The following is a 21,732-nucleotide window of genomic DNA, read 5'->3' as shown; positions in this document are numbered from 1 at the left end:
TCACCTCCCAAGCAAATAATACAAAGCACTTACAAGGAGGAATGTTGGAATACTAGAGCCAAGTCTGAAGCCGAGTTCACTTAAAACCGGAATGTGAAGTCCAAAGAGGCCTTCTAAAGCCAAACCCATGTAGAACGCAAATCCTATCGCCCAGATTATTATCGCCTTTAAGTTGTATCCAGCAAATGGACCGTTTTCATCAAGCAGTTCCTCTGGGACATAGGTTTTCCTTACAAGGAAGTAGTCAGTTACCATTATTGCCGCTAAAGACACAAATGCCCCACCTATAAGTAGTAGAAAACTTTCATACTGTTCCATTGGGAAAACAAGGGCTAATAGAGTTCCAAGGAAACCAACTAGAAGTACCTGTTTCTTTGCATCTGCTTTTGGTGAGATGTTCTTGTAGGTTATTGCCGCTGAATAGACGTCGAGGAATGTTGTAGTGACCGTAGAGAAGATGACTATCAGCATAGCTGGAATTCCAACGCCGTAAGCTGCTATGATTCCGATTGGATCTCCTTCACCAATTGCCATGTTGGTTAGGGCTCCAACAAAGTAGAACAGGCTCGAGGATATGAAGTAACCTAAATATGTTCCCCAGAAGGCTGAGCTTTTATCCTTGGCAAACCTTGAGTAATCCGCTATTAACGGTGCCCATGAAAGGGGCATCGCTATTACCAGATCTAGGGCAAGCATAATGCCTATTTCTCCAGTTCCGGGTTTGGAAAGGAGCTCCTCTAGAGAAAATCTCTTGAGTGTAACGTATGTGAGCCACAGGCTTAATGCAAGTAAAAGCAAGGCCGCTATCTTTTCAAGCTTTTCCCAGTTCTTTGGCCCTATATACGTCCATCCAGTAACGAGGATGCCTAAGAGGATTACCCAGAGGGCATAGCTTTCAAAACCGAAGACTTTTGACACTGCGTTCATTGCATTTGCCCCAACTATGAGCATTATTGCCGTCCACCCTATAAGCTGGAGGTAGTTTAAGACCGATGGTAAAATCGAACCTTTAATCCCTAAGGGGGCTCTTGAGAGCACCATAGTTGGCAGTCCTGTTTCCTCACCTTCGAGAGCTATTAGGGCCATTACTGTATTTCCAAGAATGTGTCCGACGATTGTTACCAGTATAGCCATGCCAAGTGAAAGTGCTGGAGTTAGCAATGCTCCTGCCCAGAATTCTGCAATACTTATTCCTGCTCCGAACCATATTGCAAAGATCGTCAAGGGGGTAAATGTCCTTTTACTCTTCTCTACAGGCCTTATATCGTACCCTTCCATGTTTCCACCTCTAGCTTTTAATCCTCCAACCTTTTATAACCTTTTTGTTGAAATTTAAAATCAAGTTGTAAAAGAAGAAAAAGAAGAACACGTGGCGGATTTCAAGAAAGATGCTTCAGGTGCGCATAACGTAAAAATATCTATCCAAAGAAGAGTGAACTCTCTGGTAGTATTTTTCCAAAACTTCAAACCCAATTTTCTCAGCTACTATCTCTGCATTAAACTGAGCAGGAAACGCTATGCTTAAGTAGCCGTCAAGGACATCATATATGCTTGATAAGGCTTTTTTATACAGTTCCTCTCTTTTTCTCCCACCGAGAGTGGCAGAGCTCCCATAGGGTGGATCTGTCGCAACGGCCTCAAAAGTTTTATCAGGAAAGAGCTCTCTAAGTTTCGTAGCGTCTCCTTGCTTTAAAACGTAGTTTTTGACTCCATAATGTTCCAGATTCCTTTTAGCGCCTTCAACCATGTCTCTCCTCAGATCAACTCCATAGACTTTTAGACCCATAAGACCCGCTTCGATAAGGATTCCACCAGTGCCCATAAAAGGATCAAGAACTTCTTTTTTTGCCCTTGCCAGATTAACCATTGCCCTCGCTACTCTTGGAGGCAAAGCTATAGGTTTGTAAAACGGCCTTTGATCAGCTTTTCGTTCATTAAACGGCTTTGCTTTAAAAAATCTCTCTCTAATCCCAACCCAAAGCTTTTTTCCACAGTAAACTCTGATTAATGTTTCGGGAGAGCTTAGATTCACTTTGAACCCTCTTTTTGATATTATTGCCCCCAATTTCTTCTCAACGTTCTCTACTAAATGGGAACAGTTTACCATTGTCTCTCTATCTACTTTAAAAGTTCCCCTGATGTAGTTTTTCCATTTGACATTTTCTGCTTTTGAATACAGCTCCTCCAAGCTTTTAGCAGAGAACAAAAGCTCGCCGTATTCATGTGCTAAGCCAAGTCTGTTGAGGAGGGGAAACGCCTTTTTATCTCCTTTAAGGGCAAGAAAAAGGTAATCTCTTTCTATGATCCTAAACTCTGGACTAGCCATTTCTAGCAACGCCCTAACTTCACCTTGAGCCATCTCTGGAAGATTCCCAAGTATCTCGACGTAGAGCATGTAGACACCTTCTTTTAAGGGCTTTTAAGATTTTGGAATGAGAATTAGAATGAGTGCCAGGGTGAGTGGTATCAACGAAGAGAGGAAGTTAATTTTAAAGCTTATTCCACTTAGATAGCCTCCTATTAAAGGCCCAACAACCCATCCAATGCTCATCATCGTATTTAGCATTCCCATAGCCTGTGCCCTTATCTTATCTTCTGTGTTTAATGCCACATAAGAAGATGAGGCACTAATAAAGGCCGACCATTTTATTCCTGAAAGGATGGAGAGAACTATCATTGAATAAATGGTTGCGATTATGCCATATCCGTAGAACACTATCATGTAGCCCACTAGTGATAAAATGAAGATCTTTTTCGCGCCCTTTTTATCAATGGCTTTCCCTATGAATGGGGCACCTAATGCTGCTGCCAGAGAATCAACACCAAAGAGAATTCCAACCCATTGACTCCCAAATCTTTCTTCAAAGTATACAGAGAGCACGGAGTAAACTTGGCCAGATGCTACCATTGCAAACAAAACAGACAAGTAAAAGATGCCCAGTTTGCCCTTTAAAAGATTCTTAAAAGCGTTGCCCTCGAAAATAACCCTCTCGCTCTCTCTGCTTTCTTGCGGAATTATTAATCGCTTGGAACGTGAAGGTTGATGGGGAGTTTCTTCTATGAGCATCACAATTCCGGCTGAAACAATTGATATTACAGCTGATATTACAAAAGCGCTTTTGATGCCAAGGAGTTTAACTATCCCACTCCCTAGAAAGTTGCCCAGCATGTACCCTATATTTTCAATGAAGTTAAAGAAACCAAAGGTCGAACCCACCTTTTCCAGAACCGAAAGCTCGGAAATAAAGGCCGTATGAGCGGGGAAAAGTGAAGAGCCTAAAACTCCCTGAAGAATTCTTATCCCGAGGAGCATGGATGGAGTTGTGGCAAATATTACAAAAAGGTACGCAACACCTGAAGAGAATATTCCAAACGCTATGAACGGCTTTCTCCTCCCGGTTCTATCAGAAAGATACCCAAAAGGATACTGGGCTATGCTAGAGGTTAAATTGAAAGCAACGCTCAAAAGCCCGACAAGAAAAAGCGACCCTCCTAGAATTTTCATGTACACCCCGAGGTATGGGAAGGCTATTCCCCAGCTTATATTTGCCAAAAACATTGAAATTGCAAGAAGAAGGAGGTTTCTTTTTCTCTTTTTTCTTATGGAGATTTTTGCAGTGCGCTCTCTAATGATTTGAAGCAGAGAACGTTCCCGCTTCATGTTCTTACCTCCTCAATTTTTGAGGATGTCTCTGATGAGGGCATTTGCTATCTCCTTGTCTATCGCTCCTGCCCTGAGCTCCCTCAATACCCTCTGAATACCAAAGCGTTTTAAAATCGGCGCACTTTTGGTGGCGTTCTTCCACAGAGGACACCCAAAGCCCAATGCGTATTTTCTGCCAAGTATGCTTATTGCTTCCCTTTTATCGAGGGCTAAAAAGGCTGGAAGGTTCAGCTTTATTAGGTCTCCCTCTTTATAAATTGAAATACTTCCAAAGCTGAGCAGGTCTCCGGAGGCTACTATTTTTATTCCATTTTTTCTCGCATAGTTCTTAACCGCTTCCATTATCATTGAATGGCATTTTCCACAGATTGGAGCCCTTTTCTGTATTTGAGAGCTTATGACTTCGGCATAGTTTGGAACTTCAACAAAAACTGCCCCATACTCCTGGGCTCTTAGGAGTATTACATCCCTCATTTGAGGGAGTCTTACCATTACCGGAACTACATCGAATCCTGCCCACCTAAGGATTAAAAGCGATGCCGTACTGTCACTACCCATTGAAAAAGCCAAAGCAATTTTTTCTTTGATTTTATCTCTATTAAATTCCCTTCCGTAAAGTCTGTAATAAACGAGGGCTTTTAATCTCTCGTAAGCTTCTTCACTAATCTCTCCCCTAACCCGCTCGAGGGCCTCAAGGCTTTGGTGTAAACGATAGAACTTAACAAAGTCGTCTTTTACCGCTTTTATCATCGTGAATGGGTTTAGATATATGCTTTTAAAGGATTTCTGTCTCCTTGCTTGTTCCATCTCCAACTGGAGCGAAAGATTAAATTTTAGATAGCACAATTGAGTTACGGTGGTGAAGATGTTTGCTGAGATAATCACCATAGGAGATGAACTGCTGACCGGCAACACCATCGACAGCAACTCCGCGTTTATAGCTCAAAAGCTCACGGAAAGGGGATATTGGGTAAAGAGAATAACAACCGTTGGGGATGATGTTGAGGACATAAAAAGCGTGATCAGAGAGGCTCTCTCCCGAAAGCCAGAAGTCCTGATAATAGCTGGAGGGTTAGGTCCAACACACGACGATGTTACGATGATTGCAGTTGCCAAAGCTCTTGGCGTTGAATTGGAATTAAGGGAGGATGCCCTCAGGAGAATTGAGGAATTTTACTTGGATCTCTATAAGAAGGGCTTTATAGATGATCCAGAAATTAATGAGGCACGTAAAAAGATGGCGTACCTCCCAAAGGGAGCCGAGATGCTCAACAACCCCGTTGGGGCCGCTCCGGGCGCTTTTTTGAGCTATGAGAACACAAAAATATTTGTCCTCCCCGGACTGCCAAGAGAAATGAAGGCAATGCTTGAAAACGAAGTGCTTCCCAGACTTGGAAGGAGAGTGTTCATTCAAAAAAAGCTTCTAGCAGAGATAACGGACGAATCAAAGCTTGCTCCAATATTAAATGAAACGTTGAGCAAGTTCAGGGTAAAGATACACTCATCTCCAAAGGGCTTTGGAAAATACATTGGGATAATTCTCTTTGGAGAATCAGAGGAGGAAATTGAAAGAGCAAAGAAATTCATGGAGGAAAAGGGAATAAGGTTTGAGGAGGTTTAAGGGATCTGGAAGATGCGCATTGTATTTGTCCCCACGGTCTTTCCTATTGGTCTTCCCTCTGTTAAAAGCACTGTATCGTCTTCTTTGACTATTCCCAATCCCTTTACCAGCATTATTATATCCTTTTCGTTAAAGTTCTCATCCATGCAGAATGGATAAACGCCATAGGAAAAGGCTAAGTTGTTGCAGACCCTCTCACTGCTTGAAAAAGCTAAGATCCATTGCTTTGGTTTGAAGCGGGATATTAACCTTGGAGTTAGCCCAGTCCTTGTGGGGGTTAGGATGTATTTTATGTCTATGGCGCAGAGAGCATCTATAACACTACGTGTTATCGCTTCTTTTATAGTGCTTCTTTTTGGTAACGAGTCAATCCAAGCGCGCAATCTGGAATAACCTAAGGATTCCCTATATTCCTCCGTTGTCTTAGCTATCTTTGCCATCATTTCCACCGATTCAACGGGGTACTTTCCTATGGCGGTCTCTTCGGAGAGCATCACTGCATCAGTTCCGTCGAGTATCGCATTCGCGACATCTGTTACCTCTGCTCTTTTTGGTATCCGTTCGGTGGTCATTGAGACGAGCATTTGAGTGGCAGTTATTACCGGCTTTGCTGCTAAATTGGTCTTTTTTATAAGCTGTTTCTGCATTATAGGGAGCTTTTCAATCGGCATTTCAACGCCAAGATCTCCCCTCGCTATCATTATTCCATCAGCAGCGTTTAGAATTTCATCGAAGTTCCTCACTGCGTCAGGCCTCTCTATTTTCGCAATCACGAAGAGATCTGCACTTTTCTTTTCAAGAAAGCTCTTTACTTTGAGCACATCATACACCGAACCTACAAAAGATAGACCTATGGCATCTACCCCATGTTCAATTGCGAACTCTATTATCTCAAAGTCCCTTGGAGTTATCGCCTCTATCGGGAGATTCGCTTTTGGAATGTTTATCCCCTTATGGGAGAACAGTATCCCTCCGTTAACTACAACACATTCGACCTCATTTTCCCTGACTTCCTCAACCCTCAGCATTATGTAGCCATCGCTCAGGTATATGGTATCACCTTTTGAAACCAGCTTTGGTAAGTCTTTAAACTCAACTGGAATAGTTGTTTCGTCGCCTTCAATATCTCTCGTCGTGAGCACAACTTTATCTCCCTTCCTTAGAGTCACTGAGTCCCCCTTTATCTTTCCCACTCGCATTTTTAATCCCGGCAAATCGCCTAAAATTGCGACTCTCCTTTCCAATTTCTCGGCGACATCTCTCACTGTCTCAATGGTCTTTGCATGCTCTTCAAGAGTTCCATGGGAGAAGTTTATCCTCGCAACACTCATTCCGGCTTTTATCATCTTTTTTATGGTCTCTTTTTGCTTAGAAGCCGGCCCTATCGTGGCAATTATCTTTGTCTTATGAGAGGGAAGCTCCATTTCTCTCACCATTTTCTTTTTCCATCTGGAATTAATTAAGTTTTTTGGAATTCGAAAGATATTTTAAAGCCATCCTCTTAACTTTCTTCATGAGAAGAAAACTGATAACCGCAATTCCCCCCGAGGAGATTCTTAAAATCAAGGAGGGTTCCAAGGCGAGGGTTGATATAAAAATCCGAGAAGCTGATGCCTATTTTGGAATGCCCAGATGGGAGATAATCATTGATGGGAGCAACGAGGAAATCGAGAAGTTCATGAACGTCTTGATGAAGTCTAGGGCGGGAGGCTAGTAAAGCTCTCCAATTTTTTCGTTTTCCTCAAGTTCTTTCTCCTTTTTCTCCAGGTATTTGGAGTACCAAGCGGTATAGATGCGAAAGATTAGATAAACCGCTACCAAGCTTAGTATTGCTCCTACAAGCTGTCTATCTGTAACTTCTCTCAGCGGAATGGGCATCTATCTTCCCCCTTTTCGTTCCAAATATTCTTCTAAGAGTGTTTTCAAGCCGAAGAGAATGAAAAACAGCAGAAAAAGAATTAAAACCCATTTTGCGGAAACTCCAGATGTAACCTGCATTTATCCCACCAGCGCGTTCTTTAATCTGAATTCTTTTACAAGTTCAGCCGCTTTAAGCATCTCATCGTTTGTGAGCCTTCTATCAATTTCGGGATATTCATGGGCCCTGTACTCTGGACGGTATTGGAACATTACATTGACCCTAACGTCCCTGCCGAGATTTTCGCTTATCCACTCTAAAATTGGCCTTGTGCAGCACTCTAAATGACCCGGCATTACAAGATGCCTTATTAAAAACTCGGCTTTGTAGTGGTTTTTAGCTAGTAAAAAGTTCCTTGTAACTGTTTCCCAGTATCTGGGAGCTTTTGAGTATTTAAGTGCATCTTCATCGTTACCCCATTTGAAGTCCCCAAGGTAGACATCGACAATCCCATCCAAAAGTTTCATGCTTTTTTCGCTCATGTACATGTTGGAGTTCCACACTACCGGAATCGGAACTTTGACATACTTTAGAGTCTCAAGGATAAAAGGAAGATTTGGAGTTGGCTCGCCACCAACGAAGTTAACGTTCTTTGCCCCCTCAGCATATGCCACCGCTATCTTAACGGCCATCTCCTTGGGGGAATACCTCAAGCCTACGCGGTATTGGCTTATATCCCAGTTCTGACAGAAGGCGCACCTAAAGTTGCACCCGGAAAAAAAGACTGTATAAGACGGCACAAGCTCCGGCTCCTCCCCTATGTGGAGAAAATCACTCGCCACTAAACTTTCTTTCACTCTGCAGTAGCCGATCTCTTCAAATCTATTTGCGTGGCATTTAAACTCGCACAGCTCACAGCTTTCAAGCATTTTATATGCTATTAGGGCTTTTAAATCGAGGAGACTCTTTTTGGGATTCTCTTTTAAATCGTTCTCTCTCAACTTTTCCATGCCTTCTTCGTGTGTTTCCCACAGACTCTCAAGGTCCTCATCTTCTCCGAAATTAACCTCTACCTGCTTTGAATAGAAGAAATTTGGCTTTTCTTCTCCGCTTAAGATTGAAAAGTAATGCGGTAATGCATCTTTTGCCCTTTTAATTTCAAACCACATGGTCATCAGTTGTGTTTTGATCATTGAGATTATTTAAATTCTTTTGTGGTTTTATGGAGTAATCGAATTCATACGAACCAAATCAGCCATCTGTTGCAAATTTTTCGAAACCTTTTGATAAATAAGAAAACTTATTTGAAATGTTTTTTGTAAACAACTTTGTTTTCACAATTTGCTAAAAGTAAACTATTTTATGAACCCAAAACCTTTATTAAAATTCAAGCATTAATGAACTCTGGTGGTCTTCTATGAAAGGCTGGTGGGGAAAAATCCTAAGGGTTGATTTAACTAACAACAAAGTCTGGGTGCAGGAATATTCTCCGGAAGTTGCAAAGAATTTTATTGGTGGTAGAGGTCTAGCAGCCTGGATTCTTTGGAACGAAGCAAAGAACGTAGATCCTCTTGGCCCAAAGAACAAGCTTGTATTTGCCACCGGTCCTTTCAACGGTCTTCCAACCCCAAGCGGCGGAAAGATGGTTATAGCTGCTAAGAGCCCCCTAACAGGCGGTTATGGTGATGGGAACCTTGGAACAATGGCTACTGTGCATTTAAGAAAAGCCGGTTATGATGCGCTCGTTGTTGAAGGTAAGGCCAAAAAGCCGGTTTACATCTACATAGAGGATGATAACGTTAGCATTTTGAGTGCTGAGGGCCTCTGGGGCAAAACCACCTTTGAAACTGAAAGGGAACTCAAAGAGATACACGGCAAAAACGTCGGAATTCTAAGCATAGGTCCCGGTGGAGAGAACCTCGTTAAGTATGCCGTTGTTATCTCCCAGGAAGGAAGGGCTGCCGGAAGACCCGGTATGGGTGCAGTAATGGGAAGCAAAAAGCTCAAGGCGGTAGTTATCAAGGGTACCAAGGAAATTCCCGTTGCGGACAAGGAGAAGCTTAAAGAACTTTCACAAGAAGCCTACGATGCAATTCTCAACTCACCTGGCTATCCGTTCTGGCACAGACAGGGAACGATGGCCGCTGTGGAATGGACAAATGAGAACTCCGCCTTGCCGACGAGGAACTTCAGCGACGGCTCTTTTGAGTTCGCCCGCTCAATAGACGGCTACACAATGGAAGGTATGAAGGTTAAGCAGAGGGGCTGTCCATACTGTAACATGCCCTGTGGAAACGTGGTTCTTGATGCTGAAGGTCAGGAGAGTGAGCTGGACTATGAAAACGTCGCCCTATTGGGTTCAAACCTTGGCATAGGAAAGCTTAACGAGGTCTCAGTTCTCAACAGAATTGCCGACGAGATGGGCCTTGATACAATCTCGCTGGGAGTCGCGATATCCTACGTGATGGAAGCTAAGGAGAAGGGCATAATAAAAGATGACGATGCTCCAGAATTTGGTGACTTCAAGAAGGCCAAGCAGCTTGCATTGGACATAGCCTACAGAAGGGGTGAACTTGGAAACCTTGCAGCCGAGGGTGTCAAAGTGATGAGCGAAAAGCTCGGTGCCAAGGACTTTGCAATGCACGTAAAAGGTCTTGAGGTCAGCGGTTACAACTGTTACATCTATCCGGCAATGGCCTTGGCATATGGAACTAGTTCAATCGGTGCTCACCACAAGGAAGCGTGGGTCATTGCATGGGAAATTGGTACCGCACCAATTGAAGGCGAAAAGGCCCAGAAAGTTGAGTACAAGATAACCTACGACCCAGAAAAGGCCGCAAAGGTTATCGAGCTCCAGAGACTTAGAGGTGGCCTCTTTGAGATGCTCACTGCCTGTAGATTGCCATGGGTTGAAGTTGGCCTAAGCTTGGACTACTATCCAAAGCTTCTTGAAGCAATAACCGGCGTCAAGTACACCTGGGACGACCTCTACAAGGCAGCCGATAGGGTTTATGCTCTCATGAGGGCATACTGGGTTAGGGAATTCAACGGCAACTGGAGCAGAGAAATGGACTATCCACCAGAGAGATGGTTCAAAGAAGGCCTTAAGAGCGGCCCATACAAAGGCCAGCACTTGGAGAAGGACAAGTATGACGCTCTACTCAGCGAATACTACAAGCTCAGGGGCTGGGACGAGAGGGGTATTCCAAAGAAGGAGACACTTAAGGAGCTCAACCTTGAGTTCGTCATCCCAGAGCTTGAGAAGGTTACGAAGCTCGAGTGAGCTTTTTTCTTTATCTTTTTTGTCTCTTGGGCTTCTTGACTTCTCTTATTTTGAAAAGAGATTTTCAAAAGAAAATGAAAAAAGTTCAAGTAAGACAATCATACTCATGATGACTTGTTCCCTAATATCAGTTCTTTGTGGATTTTGGATCCGTAGGGAGTTTCTATGTTGATAGTTATCTTAGATATTTGGCTGTTAGTTATAAGCTCGACCTTAGAACCCTTATAAACTCCCTTGAATTCATAAGTTCCAGAGAATACTCTCCTCTGCTTTAGCTGCCACTTGGACTCATTTAATAGGATTTTCAACCTTTCTATCCGGAATGAAGAGTATATTTCCCGTTGTATTAGTTCTTCCCTTGTTATTCCTGTTATTTTTTCCCATTCTTTGTCTTTTATGTCATACATTGTACCATTAACGTTTACGTACCCTGAGACATTACCTCCGAAAAATTCAAAATAAATTGAGTATCCATACTTATAAGTCCCATTTACATAGTACCTTACGGAGCCATTGAAGGTATACTTCCCTTTAGACTTTTTGAGGTATATTAGATGGTAAGCAGTTATACGCTCAATGCCTGTGGAGGCGTTTTGAACTGCATATAGGGTCGCATTTTCTACATAGATGTAATCCTCCGTGGGGATCTGTTCCAGTTTTGATTGTATTTTTTGAATATCCGGTGCTTCATAAGAGTAACCTAAGAGTGCAACTACCAAAATGGACAATAGACCCGCCACCCAAATAACGCTCTTTCTCATTTTCATCACCAATTTAGGGATACAAAAAAATAAAATTCCTACCAGCACAATTATCTTTCTCATTCGCCCCCCCAAGCATGAGGAAATTTTCATAAGTAATAAGCCCTCAAACTATATATAATTTACCATTGGAAAAAACGAAAAGACAAAAGTAAAAACAACAAACAATAAAACAAAGTAAAAAGGACAACAAAATTTATCAGCTGACAGAGAATAGTATCTGTGGTGATGCATATGGTGAAAATCAGGCTTATGGGAGCTTTTGCTCATCTTGCCAAAGCTAGAGAGCTTGAGATAAAGCTCGACAGGCCCAAGACCGTGGATGAGATACTTAGGGAGCTAATCCCAAGGTATGACGAATTCCATGACAAGATAATCCTCATCAACGGCAAGCCTGCAAAAGGAGATGCAGTAGTTGAGGAAGGGGATGAAATAAAGGTCATGCCAGTTCTCAGCGGGGGTTAGAGTATAAGGAGTTCCCAAAAGCGTCTATTCCCACTATGAGCGGAAAGTCCTCAACCTCTAGAACCCAAACCGCCTCAGGAATTCCAAGCTCCTCAAGCCAGTAAACGTCCAAAACTCTTTTTACGCTCTTTGCAGCCAGAGAGCCAGCACCACCAGTAAATGCAAAGTAAACTGCCCTATGTTCTTTAAAGGGTTCTGGATTCATCCCGCCTTTCCCTATGATGCCTTTGATTCCCATGCTTAGGATTTTTTCGAGGTGTCTGTTCATTCTCGCGCTTGTTGTTGGGCCCGCGGAGACTATCCTATATCTTCCGCTCTCTTTCTGTACTATGGGGCCGCAGTGATAGATAACAGCTCCTCTTAAATCAAAGGGGGCTTTTTCTAGTAGTTTTCTATGAGCGAGATCCCTTGCCGTGTATATCACTCCCGAGAGGTAAACCAAGTCTCCGGCTTTGAGCTTTAGCACTTCTCTTTCTGTTAGCGGTGTCCTCAGCTTTACTGCCATACTCTCACCTCTCCGTTTGCGCTTATCTCTAAGAAAGCCTTCCTATGCGCCCAGCACTGGAAAACAATTCCAACAGGGAACGAAGCCGGATGCCTATAAGTGATCTCAACCTTGACGTCTAGAGCAGTTGTTTTTCCTCCCATCCCCATGGGGCCTATTCCTATGGAGTTTATTTCTTCAAGCAGCTCCCCCTCGAATTTTGCTATCCTTTTGTCTTTGTGCCTCTCTCCTACGGGTCTTAACAGGGCTTTTTTGGCAAGCTTTAATGCAAAGTCTGCACTCCCCCCAATGCCGATTCCTATTATTACTGGAGGGCAGGGCTTCCCGCCGCATTCTTTGACTCTATCAACAACAGCCCTCTTTACACCTTCAAAGCTCTCCGCAGGAGTTAGCATTGCTAAAGCAGAACAGTTTTCGCTTCCGCCTCCTTTTGGCAGAATAGCTATCCTTATTTTATCCCCTTTTGCAAGCTCCCAATGAATAATCGGGAGGTTTCCAACGTTTTTGTTCGTGAGAACATCAAGGGTATTTGGTCTTAGAGGAATTTCCTTCGTTGCTTTTTCCAGAGCTGAAGTTATGACCTCTTCTATTTCTCTTAAGTACGGACTTTTGATTCCAGCCTCTACGAAGAAAGTCACCGTTCCGGTGTCTTGACATACCGGAATTCGTTCTCGCTTTCCGATTTCAACGGCTTTTAAAATGTTTTCAAGGTTGAACTTTGCAACTGGGTTGTCCTCCTTTTCGTAGGCCTCTCGCAAGGATTTAACAACGTCGTCGGGAATTTTTGTGACAGCAAGCTTTATCGCTTCAAATATTGCTCTCTCCATATACTCACCTCAGTACTTGATAAGGGAGTGGATGAACCTCAAAACGTCTTCAAACCTGAAATGGCCCGTCTCAACCCCATAGATTCTCTCCACCGGGACTTCCTTAACCCTCGCTCCCATTTTCACGGCTTTTATTAAAACTTCAGTCTCAACTTCATATCTTTTGCTCTCTATTTCCGGTAGGAATTCCCTCTTGATGGCTCTAAATCCGCTTTGAGTGTCCCTAACATCAATACCCAGCTTGAGCTTTATTAAGCCAGTGCTCAGAAAGTTGCTTATCTTTCTTATAAGCGGTCTTTTTCCTTGTGCCTTTATCAGCCGAGAGCCTATAACAAAGTCTGCCTCCCCCCTCAAAATTGGATAGAGGAGCTTCTCAATTTCCTCTGGATTGTGCTGGCCATCTGCGTCCATAAAAACCACAATGTCTCCGCTTACATTCTTGATCCCTTCTCTCATTGCCGCCCCTTTTCCTTGATTTTCCTCGAGTCGGATTACCTTTGCTCCATAACTTTTTGCGACCTCTGAAGTGTTGTCTCTGCTCCCATCATCCACAACAATAACCTCATCAACGAACTCCGGGATTTTTGAGAGAACCTTTCCAATTCTTTTTGCCTCGTTGTAAGCTGGAATAACAACGCTAATCCGTTTCCCCTCTAACATTTCTTTTCAGCTCCAAAAAGCACTTTTCACAGAAATCGTCCCTTCTTAAGTCCCATTCGGCAATGACCTTTGGGGGGTTCATAACGCAGTCCTCTTGACAGTGATTTAATCCAAAAGCGTGCCCTATTTCGTGTAAAATCCCCTTGAAAAGTCTATCCTCAAAAAGTTTCTTGTTTTCAGATTCAAAAGGTTTTATTGAAAGGACCATAACCTTTAGTTCGTGGAAATTCTGCTGAATCCCCAAAAATTTCTCATAAAAATCCAGGTAGGGATTTCTCGAAACTATGGGGAAGTTCACTATTCCGAATATCTTGTTCATGGTAACCTCTTCTTCGGAACTATTGTTCTTTTCCGCCCTTGCCTTCTTCTTCTCAAAAAGCTCTTCTCGGGCATGTATAAGTTTCGCATGCAAAAGTTCGGTAATTCCCTCCAGAGGGTACCCTTTAACACTCCCACCGTCCGTGTAGATATTAACGAGATAACCAGGGCCCAATTCAAGTTCTCCGAGATAAACAAGTCTTATTGGAAGGTTTTTTGATTTAAAATAGTTGTTAACTCTCCTGTAAGCTCCGGCGATTGCTTTTTCGTTGAATGTGTTGCCAACGTGGACGAATCCAACAAGCTCCATCTCTCACCACTCGCTTGCTTATTATTTTATCTTTCCAAAAGAAAAGCTTATAAAATTACCTAAGAATTTGCCTTTGGGCGATGGCGTCCGCCCGGGGCTTCGAGCCCGAACCGCCCGCTAAGGGCTGATGACGCCTGTTCTCCGCTAAAACTTTAGGAGGCGGTAGAATGGGCTCGAAGCTAGGAAACTATGTAGATCTTAGATCAGTTTTAAAGTATATTGAGGATAGAAGGCACGAAGACGGTGGCTATTGCTTTGTTTCCCTGCTAAATGAGACAAACATAAATGACACCTACTACGCGGTTAAAATCTACGATTTGCTGGACATTGAAATTCCAGAGAAAGAAAAAACCGTAGAGTTCCTCTATAATTCACTAAAACCCCAACAGGCTGTTGTCGCAATAGCTATGGCAATTGAAGGGCTCGCAATTCTAGGGGCAAAAGACCTCGCAAAAGAAGGACTTTCACTGGTCTTTGAGAAATATAAACCCATCGAAGGCAAATTTGCCGTTGGTCTCGGTGGAAGCGAGGAATTCGGAACCGCAACACCACTTGAAGCAACCTACTGGGTACTTAGAGCTTTTAAAGCAATAGATTACAAAGTTTCCTCTGAGGAGAGAAGAAAGATAAAGGGCTTCATCGAAAGCTTTAGAAAAGGAGAAGGGTATGGAGTAACGCAGGCAACAACAACCATGACTTATCAAGCGATCTTTTCACTCAACGCACTGGGATATCCAGTTCCAAAGACGAGACACTTCCACAGGTGCGAAGTTTACGGTGGCTTTACTGAGGTGCCTTACTCTCTTCCGCCTTACTTGGAGCCGACATTCTATGCGGTTAGGGGCTTGAGGCTTATTAACGAAAAGCCTCGGTACATAGAACCTCACATAAGGTTCATAAGAGCCCTTCAAAATCCCAATGGGGGCTTCAGAAGGAGTCTTGAAATGGGGATTTCAAACTTCCAAAATACTTATAGGGCTTTGAAGGCACTTGATGATCTTCTGAGCTTTTGAATACTGCTTGGGAGGTATAGGAATGAACACTAAAATCCTCTTGGCAGTTGGCGTTGGGGGGATGCTGGGAGCAATAATACGCTATGGCATTGCAGGCTTACTCCCGGTTTACAAGGATTTTCCCGTAGGAACTCTACTAGTGAACAGCATAGCCAGCTTTCTGCTTGGTTATTTATATGGACTAATCTTCTTCGGTTATGAAGTTTCTCCCAACTGGAGGGCTTTCTTTGGAACTGGATTCTGTGGTGGCTTGAGCACGTTCTCGACTTTTTCATACGAGACTTTCAGCCTTTTAAGGGAGAGGGAGCATTTTCTTGCCCTCCTAAACATCTCGGCAAATGTTATAATAACCATAAGCTTAGTGTTTTTGGGATTCCTTCTTGCAAGGAGGTGAAAGGATGGTAGAAATTGAGCACTGGAATACCCTGAGAATGAAAATTTACATAGGGGAAAGCGATACCTGGCATGGAAGACCACTCTATAAGGCAATAGTAGAAAAACTGAGGGAAATGGGACTTGCTGGGGCAACTGTTTATAGGGGTATCTACGGTTTTGGAAAAAAGAGTAAGGTTCACTCAAGTGATGTTTTGAGACTCTCCACGGATCTGCCGATAATAATTGAGACCGTGGACAGGGGGCACATGATAGAGAGGGCTATAAACGAGATAAAGCCAATGATAAAGGACGGCATGATAACAGTTGAGCCGGTTATAGTTGTGTGGGTGGGGACAAGAGAAGAAATAAAGAAGTTCGAAGAAGATGCTGTGAGGGAGGAGTAGGTTTGTGCATCGTTTTAATTCTTGTTACTAATCCAGTTCATTAAAAATTTATTAACAACAATTTTATAAAGCTCTTTACCGTAGCTAAAGCTGCCATGACGAACATTAATTTTGCAATGTTATTTGTTGCAAACGATCTCATCGGGGAAGGAACTTACACTGCTCTTTTCTATATTCCGTTTGCTTTTGGCATACTGAAGAACTTTCTTGAGATTTTCGTTTCTAGGGATAAGCAAAAGGTGAGTGATAAGCAGCTTCCTTCTGGTGCATATATTTATCCTTCACTTGACGTTGATTACCTTCTCACTGAGGTTCTTAGGGATAGGAAGCCGGTAGCAGTTGTTAGAAATCCTCACCTTTTCGAGAAGTATGAGCTCCCCTTTGTGTGGTTGAGCAAAGTGAGAAAAGAGAATGCAGTCAGCCCAACTCACCTTGAAAAGATTCTTCACTGGGCGGTGACTAGGGTTACAAGTGAAGATGCTTTGATTATTGATGGAATTGAATACCTTATCCTGGAGAACGGGTTTGAGCCTGTTTTTAGATTCCTCGTTAATTTGAAAGATCAAATTCTCCTTAAAAACTCGGTTCTTATCCTTGTAGTTGATGAAAGAGCCATAGAAGAAAAGCATGCTTTTCTCCTGCAGAGGGAGTTTAAAAAGATTCTCTAAAACAGCAACCTTAAATATTCTCCCTTCCAAACTTTCTCGGTGGGTAAAATGCTTCATCATGTAAAGCTTATATATGCAACAAAGAGCCGGAAACTTGTTGGAAAGAAGATAGTACTCGCCATACCGGGAAGCATAGCGGCTGTGGAGTGTGTCAAGCTTGCGAGAGAGCTCATAAGACACGGTGCCGAGGTTCATGCGGTTATGAGTGAAAATGCTCAGAAGATAATTCATCCTTATGCCATGGAGTTTGCCACAGGCAACAAGGTTATCACGGAGATCACGGGTTTTGTTGAGCATGTTGAGCTTGCTGGAGAGCACGAGAACAAGGCAGATTTAGTTTTGGTATGTCCCGCAACAGCCAACACTATTTCAAAAATAGCCTGCGGAATTGACGATACCCCCGTCACTACAGTAGTAACAACTGCCTTTGCCCATACACCAATAATGATTGCTCCAGCAATGCACTCGACAATGTACGATCATCCGATAGTTAAGGAGAACATAGAGAAGCTCAAAAAGCTTGGAGTCGAGTTTATCGGGCCGAGATTTGAAGAGGGAAAAGCCAAGGTAGCAAGCATCGATGAGATTGTTTACCGTGTGATTAAAAAGCTCCACAAGAAGGATCTGGTTGGGAAAAGAGTTCTGGTAACTGCTGGGGCAACTAGAGAATACATCGACCCGATAAGGTTTATTACAAACCGGAGCAGTGGAAAGATGGGGGTAGCTATTGCTGAAGAGGCTGATTTTAGAGGTGCTGAAGTGACGCTCATAAAAACCAAGGGAAGTGTGCCGAGCTTTGTGGAGAACCAGATTGAAGTTGAAACCGTTGAAGAGATGCTTGAAGCCATAGAGAAGGAGCTTTCAAACAAAAAATACGATGTTGTGATTTTGGCAGCAGCTGTTAGCGACTTCACCCCTAAGGAGAAGGCGAGGAAGAAGATAAAGAGCGGTCAGTCCTTAGTTCTCGAGCTCGCCCCAACGCCGAAGATAATTGACAGAGTCAAGGAAATCCAGCCCGATGTCTTTTTGGTGGGCTTCAAAGCGGAGTACGGTGTTAGTGAAGAAGAGCTAATCGAGCAGGCGAGAAAGCAAATAGAAAAGGCGAAGAGCGACGTGGTGATAGCCAACAGGGGAGAAGTTGCATTTGAAAGTGAAGTGAACGAAGTCTACTGGGTAACCAAGGAAGGTTATGAGAAGTTCCCACTAATGAGTAAAAAGGAGCTGGCGGAAAAGATATGGGACAAGATTGTGGAAATTTTAAAGTAAAAATCAAACCTCCGTGGTGGCAGGCAAGAAAACAATCCTGTTGGGAGTGATTGTGTAATACCATGACCTTAGGTTGTACTCGACGAAGGCACTTCTAATTACTGTGAGCTTTCTTTTAATTTCGTTTTCTTTAACCTCTATTCCAAACTTGAAGAGGTTGAGGGAGAAACTGTTTACTATTTCCACGATGTTTTCTGGGAATATTTTAACATTGAAGGTTATAAGGACATTGTTGTTTTTACCCTTCGAGAGAACCCTAATGAGTGCTGGAATGATTACGACAAGCTCATCGGGGTATTTGACTCCGTAGAGATCGAGACCCAAAACAAGGAATAAGGTATTACTTTTTGTGCCCAAATTTGACCTAGTCCTACCAATGATAATCTCAGCATCTTTTGTTTTGACAAGAAGATTTGGATTTAGTTCCTCTTCAAGAAATGGATTCACAGATATTAAGTATGCATCTTTAAAGACCTCGTTAGCATCTTTGTACACCGACTTCAGGTACTTTAAGATGGAAGCATATGCGTCTTGAAAGGAGATTATTACAAGCTCCTCGTACTCCCCTCTCAGCCTCTTTATTAAGTGGTAAAGCACGCTCTCGATATCGCTACCTATCTCATAGTTCAGGAGCGTTGGAGTTACCCTTTTTGATGCTTTTGCTATCAGTTCTAGAGGATCCATTCTATTCACCGTAAATCTTGCGTATCTGTTCCACTAATTCCTCCAAGGAGTTGATTTCTCCTTCCTCTCCAACACGCCCTTTGAGTTTGTTTATGATTACCATCTCCAGTAACCTAGCGCTGTACTCACCAAAAAGTTTTGAAACAGCATCTTTGAATTCCTTTGGATTCTCGTATGCCACCTCAAGGCCTTTATTCAAAGTCGCTCTAAGGTGGGCCTCTAAAACCGACTCCAGCCCCGGAGCTACCTCTCTAAGGGCTGCAGAAATTGCTTTAGCCAAAATTTCTTCACCTTTATTCATAAATTTCCACCCCCTTATCGGTGATTTCATATCTGTGTATTTTTCTTGAATGATTCGATCCTCTCGCTTTTACAATTGCCATTTTCCGCTCTATGTTCCCGTTTTTTACTTGGTACTTGAGCCCTATTATAACATCAACCATGGTGCTCGCTCCTGTAAATGGCACAACCTCAAAGCTGGTCTCTTCATTTAACGTGAAGTAAGTGGTCACTCTGTTTGCTTTTGTCAGTAAATTAAGATACCTGATCATTTTTGCAAGTTCTTTCTCTTCCATATGCTGCCTCAATGCGGTTAAGCTGTCTATCACCAATATTTCAGGTTTAACTTCTTCTATTATCTCCCTAATTTTTAGGAAGGTATATACAGGGGTTTTGCTTTCTGGGATCCAAGTAAAGATTTTGAGATTACTATTTAGGGCTTCCTCTATCGGCATGCCGTAGTTTTTAGCTGCTCTTATTATCTGGTCTACTGGTTCTTCAAAGGCAAGGTATACTGCCTTTCTTCCCTGTAATGCATTGGCTATGGTGAAGTGCAGAGAGAACGTGGTTTTTCCAGTTCCTGTCATGCCAACTAGTAAAACGTTTGCCCCCTTGTATATTCCTCCATCGAGCATTTCATCGAGTTTTTCTATCCCAGTTGTAATCTTCTCCACCGTGTACTCCATCTCTTCTCTCTTGAGCTCGGGAACTGCTAAGAATTCAATTCCATTCTGGGTTATCACGTACTCATACTGTGGTCTTTCAACGCTTCTCCTTCTCATTTTTGGGATTTTCATTATCCTTCTTGTGACCTCTCCAAAGGACTCATAGCGGAGTATAACAACCCCATCAACGACGAATTCCTCAACGCCATATCCTATTTTTTCAGCTCCCATTGGCTTTTCAGCAATTAGGAGGGCAGTTGAGTTGTAGGCTTTTATAAATCTCCCAAGCATTGCGTGGAGGAACACTCTTGTTTTTTCGGCTCCCAAAACTTGAGCGAAGACGCTTATGGAGTCGATAACAATCCTTTTTGGTTGAAACTTCACTATTTCATTCATTAAAAGTTCTATTTCTTTTTCTATTGTCTCCTCGCTTACCGTGACAAGGTCTACAAATTTAAACAGTCCCTCTTTTTCGAGTTCTTCGAAATCCATCTCGAGCTGTCTCATTGATTCATAGAATTCGCTTTTGGTTTCTGCAAGTGAGATATAAATTCCTTTCTCTCCAAATTTCTTGGCACCGTTGTATATGAAAGTTGCTGAGAATATAGTCTTCCCTGCTCCTGGCTCTCCGGCAACTAAGATTAAAGAGCCATCCGGAAAGCCGTCTTTGAGGATATGCTCATCAAAATATTCAATTCCCGTTCTGCTCATTTCTACCCCCAATGAACTTTATCTATTCGGGCGGGGAGAGCCCTTCCGATAGGGAGGGGATGAAAGCCCGCAACCCTTAAAACTTCACCTATTAGAAAAATAATAGGTGGTCGCCCACGTATCTCACCCAGAAAAACCACCTTCGAGTGGACAAGAAAACCTACAAACTCCTCAGGACGCTGACACACTTATCCAAAGACCTCTACAACCTCACCCTCTACACGGTTAAACAACACTACGAGCTTAATGGGACCTTTCTACCCTACGCCAAAGCCTACCACTTGGTTAAAGATAGCGAACCCTACAAACTCCTGCCAAGCCAAGTTGCACAACAAACAATGAAAATCGTGGAGAGAAACTTCCGCTCATTCTTTCACGTGCTCAAAGAGAGAAAGAAGGGCAACTACAACAGACCCGTTAGGCCACCGAAATACCTTCCGAAAAACGGGCACTTCGTTCTAATCTTCCCATACCAGTCCTTCAGGGTAAAAGAGGACAGGATTATCCTCACCCTTGGAAAGAACTTTGCCGAGAAGTATGGTGTTAAACACCTTGAAATCCCGCTCCCAAAGAACGTTAAAGGCCACAGGATTAAGGAAATCCGCATTCTTCCAAGATACAACGCCCTCTGGTTCGAGGTCGAATACGTTTATGAAGTTCAGCCCGAGGAGAAGGATTTAGACCGTTCAAAATACCTTGCCATTGATTTGGGTCTGGACAACTTCGCCACGTGTGTTTCCACCACTGGGACGGCCTTCATAATCGAAGGCCGGGGTTTGAAGAGCTTCAACCAGTGGTGGAACAAGGAGAAGGCGAAGCTCCAAAGCCAGTATGACAAGCAGGGGATTAAATTCGGGCGAAAGATGGCGTGGCTTCTCAAGAAGCGGGAAGAACGTGGTGAACGACTTTATGAACAAGGCGGTAAGCTACATTGTGAACTACTGCCTTGAGAACGGTATTGGGAACGTCGTCATCGGGGAGCTGAAGGGAGTAAAGCAGAACACCGACCTCGGAAGGAGGAACAACCAGAACTTCCATTATATTCCTTACGGCCTCTTCAAGCAAAAGCTCAAGGCAAAGTGCGAGCGGTATGGTATCAACTACATCGAGGTTGATGAAGCCTACACGAGTAAGGTTGATGCCCTCGCCCTCGAACCGATTGAAAAGAGGGAGAAGTATCTTGGAAAGAGGGTGAGGCGTGGACTGTTCCAGTCTTCCACTGGTGTTTTGATAAACGCTGATGTGAACGGTGCTTTGAACATTTTGAGAAAGGTAGCCGGCGATTCTCCTATCAGGGGGATAGCCGGTAGTGGCCGTGTGAACCGGCCTGTGAGGGTTAGGCTACCTTGGGGTGGCTTAACTCCTCACGAAGCCCCGTCCTTGCGGACGGGGTAG

The 21,732-nt window shown here is 43.3% G+C and carries 26 protein-coding genes and 1 riboswitch; of the genes, 11 read left to right on the top strand and 15 right to left on the bottom strand.

Features of this window, described 5'->3' with window-relative positions; genetic code table 11:
- From cytX to OCC_RS02105, 4 genes are all read right to left on the bottom strand, one after another.
- Entirely contained in the window at nt 1–1,278 is a 1,278-nt protein-coding gene (gene cytX, locus OCC_RS02120) for a putative hydroxymethylpyrimidine transporter CytX (RefSeq protein WP_004066088.1), read from the bottom strand.
- Between the two features lie 115 nt (nt 1,279–1,393).
- Complete coding sequence (locus tag OCC_RS02115; RefSeq protein WP_004066090.1) at nt 1,394–2,395, bottom strand: TIGR01177 family methyltransferase; 1,002 nt, start codon at nt 2,393–2,395, stop codon at nt 1,394–1,396.
- A gap of 24 nt (nt 2,396–2,419) precedes the next feature.
- Nucleotides 2,420–3,661 (bottom strand): MFS transporter, encoded by a 1,242-nt coding sequence (locus tag OCC_RS02110; protein ID WP_004066092.1) that lies wholly within the window; start codon nt 3,659–3,661, stop codon nt 2,420–2,422.
- A 12-nt stretch (nt 3,662–3,673) separates the two neighbouring features.
- Complete coding sequence (locus OCC_RS02105) at nt 3,674–4,414, bottom strand: ATPase (RefSeq protein ID WP_048874661.1); 741 nt, start codon at nt 4,412–4,414, stop codon at nt 3,674–3,676.
- 115 nt (nt 4,415–4,529) lie between these two features.
- On the opposite strand from OCC_RS02105, the gene OCC_RS02100 reads away from it, so the two are divergent.
- Nucleotides 4,530–5,285: a molybdopterin-binding protein gene (locus tag OCC_RS02100; RefSeq protein ID WP_004066096.1), complete on the top strand. Its 756-nt coding sequence runs from the start codon at nt 4,530–4,532 to the stop codon at nt 5,283–5,285.
- Here OCC_RS02100 and pyk read toward each other — a convergent pair.
- Nucleotides 5,282–6,709 (bottom strand): pyruvate kinase, encoded by a 1,428-nt coding sequence (pyk, locus tag OCC_RS02095; RefSeq protein WP_004066098.1) that lies wholly within the window; start codon nt 6,707–6,709, stop codon nt 5,282–5,284. The two genes, OCC_RS02100 and pyk, sit on opposite strands and share 4 nt — an antisense overlap.
- A gap of 89 nt (nt 6,710–6,798) precedes the next feature.
- Between pyk and OCC_RS02090 the strand changes: the two genes are divergently transcribed.
- Entirely contained in the window at nt 6,799–6,999 is a 201-nt protein-coding gene (locus OCC_RS02090; RefSeq protein ID WP_048874660.1) for a TIGR04140 family protein, read from the top strand.
- Here OCC_RS02090 and OCC_RS12535 read toward each other — a convergent pair.
- Together OCC_RS12535 and OCC_RS02085 are read right to left on the bottom strand one after the other, a co-directional pair.
- On the bottom strand, nt 6,996–7,163 hold the full coding sequence (locus tag OCC_RS12535; RefSeq protein WP_004066101.1) for a hypothetical protein: 168 nt from the start codon (nt 7,161–7,163) through the stop codon (nt 6,996–6,998). The two genes, OCC_RS02090 and OCC_RS12535, sit on opposite strands and share 4 nt — an antisense overlap.
- 120 nt (nt 7,164–7,283) lie before the next feature.
- Nucleotides 7,284–8,312 (bottom strand): radical SAM protein, encoded by a 1,029-nt coding sequence (locus tag OCC_RS02085; RefSeq protein ID WP_004066103.1) that lies wholly within the window; start codon nt 8,310–8,312, stop codon nt 7,284–7,286.
- Nucleotides 8,313–8,560: 248 nt separating this feature from the next.
- Here OCC_RS02085 and for point away from each other — a divergent pair, with 248 nt between their 5' ends.
- On the top strand, nt 8,561–10,426 hold the full coding sequence (gene for / locus OCC_RS02080; RefSeq protein WP_004066104.1) for a tungsten-containing formaldehyde ferredoxin oxidoreductase: 1,866 nt from the start codon (nt 8,561–8,563) through the stop codon (nt 10,424–10,426).
- 104 nt (nt 10,427–10,530) lie between these two features.
- Here for and OCC_RS02075 read toward each other — a convergent pair whose 3' ends face one another.
- Nucleotides 10,531–11,250, bottom strand: a complete 720-nt coding sequence (locus OCC_RS02075; protein ID WP_148290383.1) for a hypothetical protein — start codon at nt 11,248–11,250, stop codon at nt 10,531–10,533.
- 171 nt (nt 11,251–11,421) lie between these two features.
- On the opposite strand from OCC_RS02075, the gene OCC_RS02070 reads away from it, so the two are divergent.
- Nucleotides 11,422–11,652, top strand: a complete 231-nt coding sequence (locus OCC_RS02070; protein ID WP_004068273.1) for a MoaD/ThiS family protein — start codon at nt 11,422–11,424, stop codon at nt 11,650–11,652.
- Here the strand turns inward: OCC_RS02070 and OCC_RS02065 are convergent.
- From OCC_RS02065 to OCC_RS02050, 4 genes are read right to left on the bottom strand one after another with little or no spacing between them, the layout of a single operon-like run.
- Complete coding sequence (locus OCC_RS02065) at nt 11,639–12,157, bottom strand: FumA C-terminus/TtdB family hydratase beta subunit (RefSeq protein ID WP_004068271.1); 519 nt, start codon at nt 12,155–12,157, stop codon at nt 11,639–11,641. The genes OCC_RS02070 and OCC_RS02065 overlap by 14 nt on opposite strands.
- Nucleotides 12,148–12,984, bottom strand: a complete 837-nt coding sequence (locus OCC_RS02060; protein ID WP_004068269.1) for a fumarate hydratase — start codon at nt 12,982–12,984, stop codon at nt 12,148–12,150. Before OCC_RS02060 ends, OCC_RS02065 begins: the two co-directional genes overlap by 10 nt.
- A 9-nt stretch (nt 12,985–12,993) precedes the next feature.
- Complete coding sequence (locus OCC_RS02055) at nt 12,994–13,644, bottom strand: glycosyltransferase family 2 protein (RefSeq protein WP_004068267.1); 651 nt, start codon at nt 13,642–13,644, stop codon at nt 12,994–12,996.
- On the bottom strand, nt 13,622–14,272 hold the full coding sequence (locus OCC_RS02050; RefSeq protein WP_004068265.1) for a zinc metalloprotease: 651 nt from the start codon (nt 14,270–14,272) through the stop codon (nt 13,622–13,624). Before OCC_RS02050 ends, OCC_RS02055 begins: the two co-directional genes overlap by 23 nt.
- A 67-nt stretch (nt 14,273–14,339) precedes the next feature.
- Nucleotides 14,340–14,416, top strand: a riboswitch (Fluoride riboswitch).
- 23 nt (nt 14,417–14,439) lie between these two features.
- Between OCC_RS02050 and OCC_RS02045 the strand changes: the two genes are divergently transcribed.
- The 5 genes from OCC_RS02045 to coaBC all read left to right on the top strand — a co-directional run bounded on the left by OCC_RS02045 (nt 14,440) and on the right by coaBC (nt 17,998).
- Nucleotides 14,440–15,285, top strand: a complete 846-nt coding sequence (locus OCC_RS02045; RefSeq protein ID WP_004068263.1) for a prenyltransferase/squalene oxidase repeat-containing protein — start codon at nt 14,440–14,442, stop codon at nt 15,283–15,285.
- Between the two features lie 22 nt (nt 15,286–15,307).
- Complete coding sequence (gene crcB, locus OCC_RS02040; RefSeq protein ID WP_004068261.1) at nt 15,308–15,679, top strand: fluoride efflux transporter CrcB; 372 nt, start codon at nt 15,308–15,310, stop codon at nt 15,677–15,679.
- Between the two features lie 4 nt (nt 15,680–15,683).
- Nucleotides 15,684–16,064 carry a DUF190 domain-containing protein gene (locus OCC_RS02035; RefSeq protein ID WP_004068259.1) on the top strand — a complete coding sequence of 127 codons (381 nt, stop codon included), beginning with the start codon at nt 15,684–15,686 and terminating at the stop codon, nt 16,062–16,064.
- A gap of 95 nt (nt 16,065–16,159) precedes the next feature.
- Nucleotides 16,160–16,732, top strand: coding sequence for a DUF835 domain-containing protein (locus OCC_RS02030; RefSeq protein WP_004068258.1), 573 nt, complete (start codon nt 16,160–16,162; stop codon nt 16,730–16,732).
- 48 nt (nt 16,733–16,780) lie between these two features.
- Complete coding sequence (coaBC, locus tag OCC_RS02025) at nt 16,781–17,998, top strand: bifunctional phosphopantothenoylcysteine decarboxylase/phosphopantothenate--cysteine ligase CoaBC (RefSeq protein WP_004068256.1); 1,218 nt, start codon at nt 16,781–16,783, stop codon at nt 17,996–17,998.
- 3 nt (nt 17,999–18,001) lie between these two features.
- Here coaBC and OCC_RS02020 read toward each other — a convergent pair whose 3' ends face one another.
- Genes OCC_RS02020 through OCC_RS02010 form a run of 3 tightly spaced genes read right to left on the bottom strand, consistent with a single transcriptional unit; the run spans nt 18,002 to nt 20,337 of the window.
- Complete coding sequence (locus tag OCC_RS02020) at nt 18,002–18,682, bottom strand: hypothetical protein (protein WP_004068254.1); 681 nt, start codon at nt 18,680–18,682, stop codon at nt 18,002–18,004.
- A gap of 1 nt (nt 18,683) precedes the next feature.
- Nucleotides 18,684–18,983 (bottom strand): NitrOD5 domain-containing protein, encoded by a 300-nt coding sequence (locus OCC_RS02015; protein ID WP_004068252.1) that lies wholly within the window; start codon nt 18,981–18,983, stop codon nt 18,684–18,686.
- Entirely contained in the window at nt 18,976–20,337 is a 1,362-nt protein-coding gene (locus tag OCC_RS02010; protein ID WP_004068250.1) for an ATPase domain-containing protein, read from the bottom strand. Before OCC_RS02010 ends, OCC_RS02015 begins: the two co-directional genes overlap by 8 nt.
- Before the next feature lie 146 nt (nt 20,338–20,483).
- On the opposite strand from OCC_RS02010, the gene OCC_RS02005 reads away from it, so the two are divergent.
- Together OCC_RS02005 and OCC_RS12755 are read left to right on the top strand one after the other, a co-directional pair.
- Nucleotides 20,484–21,287, top strand: a complete 804-nt coding sequence (locus tag OCC_RS02005; protein ID WP_020953606.1) for an RNA-guided endonuclease InsQ/TnpB family protein — start codon at nt 20,484–20,486, stop codon at nt 21,285–21,287.
- A complete protein-coding gene (locus OCC_RS12755; RefSeq protein WP_023843720.1) occupies nt 21,247–21,732 on the top strand; it encodes an IS200/IS605 family accessory protein TnpB-related protein in 486 nt (161 codons plus the stop codon). Before OCC_RS02005 ends, OCC_RS12755 begins: the two co-directional genes overlap by 41 nt.

It is taken from the genome of Thermococcus litoralis DSM 5473, from assembly GCF_000246985.2.
Taxonomy (GTDB): domain Archaea; phylum Methanobacteriota_B; class Thermococci; order Thermococcales; family Thermococcaceae; genus Thermococcus_A; species Thermococcus_A litoralis.
The sequence above is the reverse complement of the archived record's forward strand: the minus strand, read 5'-3'. Positions and strand labels throughout refer to the sequence as shown.